Origin of the sequence: Burkholderia sp. NFPP32 (assembly GCF_900119325.1) — a bacterium.
Lineage (GTDB): Bacteria > Pseudomonadota > Gammaproteobacteria > Burkholderiales > Burkholderiaceae > Burkholderia > Burkholderia pyrrocinia_C.
This window is the reverse complement of the sequence record NZ_FPJP01000041.1, coordinates 22,080-28,407: the sequence shown is the minus strand read 5'-3', so window position 1 is coordinate 28,407 and position 6,328 is coordinate 22,080. Positions and strand designations below refer to the sequence as shown.

The following is a 6,328-nucleotide window of genomic DNA, read 5'->3' as shown; positions in this document are numbered from 1 at the left end:
GGGCGTACTTCGTCATAGAGTCCGTTGATGCGCTGCTCCAGAAATCGCAGGCGCCATTTGCCCACTGTGGCGCGCCTGATTTGCAGGCGCTGCGCGATCGCACTGTTGGGTTCGCCGTCAGCGGCCGCCAGCACGATGCGCGCCCGCGTGACCAACGCAGCCGAAATCGAGCGAGAACGCGCGATCGACATCAGTTGCGAGCGCTCGTCTTCGCTCAGCACCAGTTCCGCCTTCGGTCGTCCCATCGCCATGTTGACGTCTCCCGTTCCGTTGACGTCTACATGCTACGCGAACATAGTTCGGTTAACAACGGAACGGGACACTAGGCAGAAGGTTTTGATACGTGATATCCACATTAAATTCGGCACAAATCTTCAGTTGCTCGTCTAGCTCCGGGCGTTGAGCGCCTGGAACGTAGAGATGGATTATCTTGCGTCGATCTGGGTAGTAACTTGAGTACGCAAGGACTTGTCCAAGCGCATGCTTCCACTTCACGAAGCTTTTAACCTCTATGACAGCCGTGGGAAGTAGCAGATCGATGTAGCCAACTCGAGTGTGAACTTCGGGTTGCCCCGCGGGGTTCCGTATGGATAACACATCTCGTACGGCGCATTCGAGCCCACGATCTCGCGGGACGTATTTGAGGTATCGCTCGGCAATCTCCGATGTAGCGAAGTAGTAGCCATGCTTATGGCGTACTTTGCTGTTCAGACCCACATCACGAAGTTGCCTAAAGTGCTCAACGAGCTGATCGCCAACTCGAATTCCCTGCGTTCCGTGGGAGAGAAGATCGAAGACGCCGCCTTGCCCAAATTGACGGCCGGCGTATAGCCATCGAGATGGATGAATTGTCAGAAGGCCATCTCGAGCTTTTTGTTCGTGTATGGCATATAGATCGATCATATTCACGATGGTGATTTCGCTCGCTTTGCGGAAACACATGATCCTAGGTTAGTTGTCATTCGGCTACCTGAACAACCGCTCGCACAGGAAATCGACGAACACGCGCAGCTTCGGCGACAACTGCCGGCTCGACGGCCACACGATCGAGAACTGCCCCGGCGCGATCCGGTAGTCGTCGAGCACGGTGACGAGCGCGCCGTGTTCGAGCGCGTCGCGCGCGAGGAAATCGGGCATGTAGCCGATGCCGAGCCCTGCGAGCACGGTGCCGCGCAGCGCTTCCATGTTGTTGCAGGTCATTGCGGTGCGCAGCTTCAGCGGCGTGCCGTCGTCGGCCGCGAGCGCCCAGTCCTGCAGCTTGCCGGTGGTCGGGAAGCAGTAGCGCACGCATTCGTGCGCTTCGAGATCGCGCGGCGTGTGCGGCGTGCCGGCCTGCGCGAGATACGCGGGCGTCGCGCACAGCACGAATGCGAACGGGCCGAGCCGCCGCGACATCAGGCTCGAATCCGACAGCGGGCCGCTGCGGATCACCGCGTCGAAGCCGCCTTCGACGACGTCGACCATCCGGTCGTTGAAGTCGAGATCGAGCTCGACGTCCGGATAGCGCTGCCGGAACTCGGGCAGCACCGGCAGCAGGAAGCGGTAGCCGATCACCGGCAGGCTCACGCGCAGTTTGCCGCGCGGGCGCTGCGCCGATGCCGTCACGGTCGCTTCCGCATCGCGGAAATCCTCGAGGATCCGCTGGCAGCGTTCGTAGAAGTGCCGCCCCTCTTCGGTCAGCGTGACGCGCCGCGTCGTGCGGTTGAACAGGCGCACGCCGAGCGACTGCTCGAGTTTCGCGATCGTCTTGCCGACCGCCGACGCCGAGATGCCGAGCGCGCGGCCGGCCGCGACGAAGCTCAGCGCTTCGGCGGTGCGGACGAAGGCGACGATGCCGGTCAGGTTTTCCATCGAATCGAAGTGCATGCGCCGACGGGCGCGGCAAGTAAATTGCGGAATTTTAGTCCGTTATATGTGGAACTTCGCGTGGTTTTTCGTGGATTGAATCGGATTTATCTTCTGTCGCTCTGGCGGCGCATCCGCGCCGGCTTTTCGAGGAGCGATGATGGATCACCCGTTTTCAGCCGTATCGGCGGTTTCGGCGCGGCGGCGCGCGTGGGTGCTGGCCGCCGTCTGCATGGCCGCCGTCGCGCTGCCGCTGTCGTTTTCGGGCGGCGCGGTCGCGACGCCGGCGATCGGCCGCGACCTGCATGGCGGCACGGTCGCGATGAACTGGATCACCAACGCGTTCATGCTCGCGTTCGGCAGCTTCCTGATGGCGGCCGGCGCGCTGGCCGACCAGTTCGGCCGCAAGCGGCTGTTCGCGATCGGCGTCGGCGGTTTCACGCTGATGTCGGTTGCGCTCGCGTTCGCGCCGTCGATGCTCGCGGTCGATCTGCTGCGCGCCGCGCAAGGGCTCGCGGCGGCTGCGGCGCTCGCGGGCGGCACGGCCGCGCTCGCGCAGGAATTCGACGGCGCGGCGCGCACGCGCGCGTTCAGCCTGCTCGGCACGACCTTCGGCATCGGGCTCGCGTTCGGGCCCGTGCTGGCCGGCGGCCTGATCTGGCACTACGGCTGGCGCGCGATCTTCGTCACGAGCGCGGTGGCCGGCGTGCTGTCGCTCGCATTCGGGCTGCCGCGCATGCGCGAGTCGCGCGACCCGCATGCGACGGGGCTCGACTGGCCCGGCACGGCCTCGTTCACGGCCGCGCTGACGCTGTTCACGTTCGGCGTGATCGAGGCGCCCGCGCGCGGCTGGACGAGCGCGCTCGTGATCGTGCTGCTGGCCGGCGCGGCGCTCGGCGCATGCGCGTTCGTGACGATCGAGACGCGCGTCGCGCGGCCGATGCTCGACCTGTCGCTGTTCCGCATCGCGCGTTTCGTCGGCGTGCAGGTGCTGCCGGTGTCGACCTGCTGCTGCTACATCGTGCTGCTCGTCGTGCTGCCGCTGCGCTTCATCGGCATCGACGGCTTCAGCGAGATCGACGCCGGCTGGCTGATGCTCGCGATCTCCGCGCCGATGCTCGTCGTGCCGTTCGTCGCGGCGACGCTCACACGCTGGCTGTCGGCCGGCGTGATCTCGGCGCTCGGGCTGGTGGTCGCGGCGGGCGGGCTGATGTGGCTGGGTGTCGCGCTGCGCGGCGGCGCGGGGACGGCGGCGATTGCGCCGATGCTGGCGATCGGGGTTGGCGCCGGGATGCCGTGGGGGCTGATGGACGGGCTGTCGGTGAGCGTCGTGCCGAAGGAGCGCGCGGGGATGGCGACGGGGATCTTCAGCACGACGCGCGTGGCCGGCGAGGGGATCGCGCTTGCGATCGTCGGCGCGGTGCTGGCCGCGCTCGCGCAGACGGGGCTGCGGCAGGCGGCCGGTGCCGCCGGCACGCCCGACGCGACGCTGCGTGCGGCCGCGCGGCTCGCGACCGGCGACCTCGCGGGTGCGGCTGCTACGTTGCCGGGTGTCGGTCACGCGGCGCTGCTTGCGAGTTATACGCACGCGTTTGATCGGCTGCTGACCGGGCTGGCCGTCGTCACGGTGCTGTGCGCGGTGGTGGTGTTCGTGTTTCTCGGCGGGCGGCCGGCGGCTGAAGCGGGCGATGACTCGGACGGGCATGCGCCAGCCGACGCGCCGGCGCGCAGCCGGATCGAACCGGCTTGTGCGGAGACCCATGGGCGTTGAGCGTTGCGTCGTCGAGCATGGGTGTTCAGGTAATGGCAGCCGGAGCGCCGGCGCATTTTGTCATGAGCGCATCCGCACGCTGACGATCCGCCAAACGCATCGCATCACGCCAGCACGAGCGGCGGCAGCGCCGCATCCGTGCGCGCCTGCGCGTGCTCCACCTCGATCACCACATAGCGCCGCGCGTCGGGCCACAGATGCGCGCGGCTTTCCGCATCCTCGTCGATCGTCGCGCGGCCCTGCACGAGCCAGGTCGTCCGGCGCACGAAATCGACGAACAGCAGCGCGATGGCCGGATTCACGAGCAGGTTGCCGATCGTGTTGAACAGGTTGTTGCCCGCGAAGTCGGGCAGCACGAGCGTGCGGCGGTCGGGGATGTCGACGAGCGGCTCGAACGCGCCGTCGGCGCGCGGCTGGCGGCCGCGGTACGAGCAGTCGCTGTCGCCCGCCGCATCGGCGGTCGCGACGATCAGGAACACCTGCTCGCGGATGAACGCGACAGCGTCGTCGGTCAGGGGGCCGGAGTCGCTCATGGTGTCGGCCGGCGCGAACGCCGCTGCGTGTGAACGGGATGCGCGATTCGCACGCAAGCGACATGCCACGCATCGCGGCCCGCATGCCTGTGCCGTCCGGCACGGCCACTGTGGAAAATCCGAACACCGACCACGCCGCTGCGCAATCGCGGTGTTCCGAATCGGCACACCCGCCGTGCTGCGTGCGTGAACACCGCACGGCGCGCACGCGGGCCGGCCGTGGTCGTCGTGCTTTCGTTCCGCGCCCGTCCGTTTGGCACGCATGTTGCGTAAACGGATACAGCGCGATCCAACCGGCGCTGCATTCACACAAGCACGATGAACAGGAGACATGTATGAACCCGTTTGACCTGAAACAACTGGGCCTCGACGTCGAATACCCGTACCGTCAGCAGTACGACAACTACATCGGCGGCAAGTGGGTGGCGCCGGTGAAGGGCGAGTATTTCGAGAACGTGTCGCCGATCAACGGCCAGCCGTTCTGCCGCATTCCGCGCTCGGGCGCCGACGATATCGAGCTGGCGCTGGACGCCGCGCATGCCGCGCGCCGCAAGTGGGGCAAGACGTCCGTGGCCGAGCGCGCGAACCTGCTGCTCGCCGCCGCCGACCGGATGGAAAAGAACCTGAAGCTGCTGGCCGTGGCCGAGACGATCGACAACGGCAAGCCGCTGCGCGAGACGATGGCGGCCGACCTGCCGCTCGCGGTCGACCACTTCCGCTACTTCGCGGGCTGTATCCGCGCACAGGAAGGCGGCATCTCCGAAATCGACGACAACACCGTCGCGTACCACTTCCACGAGCCGCTCGGCGTCGTCGGGCAGATCATCCCGTGGAACTTCCCGCTGCTGATGGCCGCGTGGAAGCTCGCGCCGGCGCTCGCGGCCGGCTGCTGCGTCGTGATGAAGCCGGCCGAGCAGACGCCCGCGTCGGTGCTCGTGCTGATGGAACTGATCGGCGACCTGTTCCCGGCCGGCACGATCAACATCGTGAACGGCTTCGGCAAGGAAGCGGGCGAAGCGCTCGCGACCAGCAAGCGGATCGCGAAGATCGCGTTCACGGGCTCGACGCCGGTCGGCAAGCACATCCTGCGCGCGGCGGCCGAGAGCCTGATCCCGTCGACGGTCGAACTGGGCGGCAAGAGCCCGAACATCTTCTTCGCCGACGTGCTCGATCGGGAAGATGCGTTCCTCGACAAGACGCTCGAAGGGCTTGCGATGTTCGCGCTGAACCAGGGCGAGGTATGTACGTGCCCGTCGCGCATCCTGATCCAGGAATCGATCTACGAACGCTTCATCGAGAAGGCCGTCGCGCGCGTCGAGCGCATCAAGTCCGGCCACCCGCTCGACCTGCAGACGATGATCGGCGCGCAGGCGTCGCAGCAGCAGCTCGACAAGATCCTGTCGTACATCGACATCGGCCGCGGCGAAGGCGCGCAATGCCTGACGGGCGGCGAACGCACGGCGCCGGCTGCCGAACTCGGCACGGGCTACTACGTGAAGCCGACGATGCTGCTCGGCAACAACAAGATGCGCGTGTTCCAGGAAGAGATCTTCGGGCCGGTCGCGTCGGTGATGACGTTCAAGGACGAGCAGGAAGCGATCGAACTCGCGAACGACACGTTCTACGGGCTCGGCGCGGGCGTGTGGACGCGTGACGGCACGCGTGCGTACCGGATGGGCCGTGAGATCGAGGCCGGCCGCGTGTGGACCAACTGCTACCACCTGTACCCGGCGCACGCGGCGTTCGGCGGCTACAAGCAGTCGGGGATCGGCCGCGAGACGCACAAGATGGCGCTGTCGAACTATCAGCAGACGAAGTGCCTGCTGGTCAGCTACCAGGCCGAGGCGCTCGGGTTCTTCTGACCTGATCGTCAAGGCAGTGGCGAAGCGCCGGGGCCGGCCGGTCGGCAAAGCAGCGCCGGCCGTACGGTTGCCGGTGTTCGGCGGCGACACGCGTGATGTGCGGGCTGCGTAGAACGTTCGACGGCCGGGCGATGTTTGCCCGACCGTCGAGCGGCGCACACGCGGGTGCGATGTGCTGACTGCCTGCCATCCGGTCCCCGGCACTTCGCCATTTTCGACTTCGACATCCGACACCCGGCGCAGGCCTCGCATCGTCGCGGCCAGCGCCGGAAACGATACCGGCAGCCGCGTGTTCGCTGCGGCCCGGTGCGCCGATG

At 66.7% G+C, this 6,328-nt stretch carries 5 protein-coding genes; 2 read left to right on the top strand and 3 right to left on the bottom strand.

The genetic code is table 11. The annotated features are described in order from the left end of the window. Both BT264_RS35790 and BT264_RS35785 read right to left on the bottom strand, forming a co-directional pair. Positions 1-251, bottom strand: a 251-nt coding sequence (locus BT264_RS35790) for a helix-turn-helix domain-containing protein (protein WP_143156762.1), incomplete at its 3' end; no start/stop codon positions are given. 715 nt (positions 252-966) lie between these two features. Then, positions 967-1,851, bottom strand: coding sequence for a LysR family transcriptional regulator (locus tag BT264_RS35785; RefSeq protein WP_034183984.1), 885 nt, complete (start codon positions 1,849-1,851; stop codon positions 967-969). Positions 1,852-2,005: 154 nt separating this feature from the next. Here BT264_RS35785 and BT264_RS35780 point away from each other — a divergent pair, with 154 nt between their 5' ends. Further along, positions 2,006-3,616: an MFS transporter gene (locus tag BT264_RS35780; RefSeq protein WP_072445297.1), complete on the top strand. Its 1,611-nt coding sequence runs from the start codon at positions 2,006-2,008 to the stop codon at positions 3,614-3,616. A 104-nt stretch (positions 3,617-3,720) separates the two neighbouring features. Here BT264_RS35780 and BT264_RS35775 read toward each other — a convergent pair whose 3' ends face one another. Further along, complete coding sequence (locus tag BT264_RS35775; RefSeq protein WP_072445298.1) at positions 3,721-4,149, bottom strand: pyridoxamine 5'-phosphate oxidase family protein; 429 nt, start codon at positions 4,147-4,149, stop codon at positions 3,721-3,723. A gap of 335 nt (positions 4,150-4,484) precedes the next feature. Between BT264_RS35775 and BT264_RS35770 the strand changes: the two genes are divergently transcribed. After that, entirely contained in the window at positions 4,485-6,011 is a 1,527-nt protein-coding gene (locus BT264_RS35770) for an acetaldehyde dehydrogenase ExaC (RefSeq protein ID WP_072445299.1), read from the top strand. Positions 6,012-6,328: the final 317 nt, after the last annotated feature.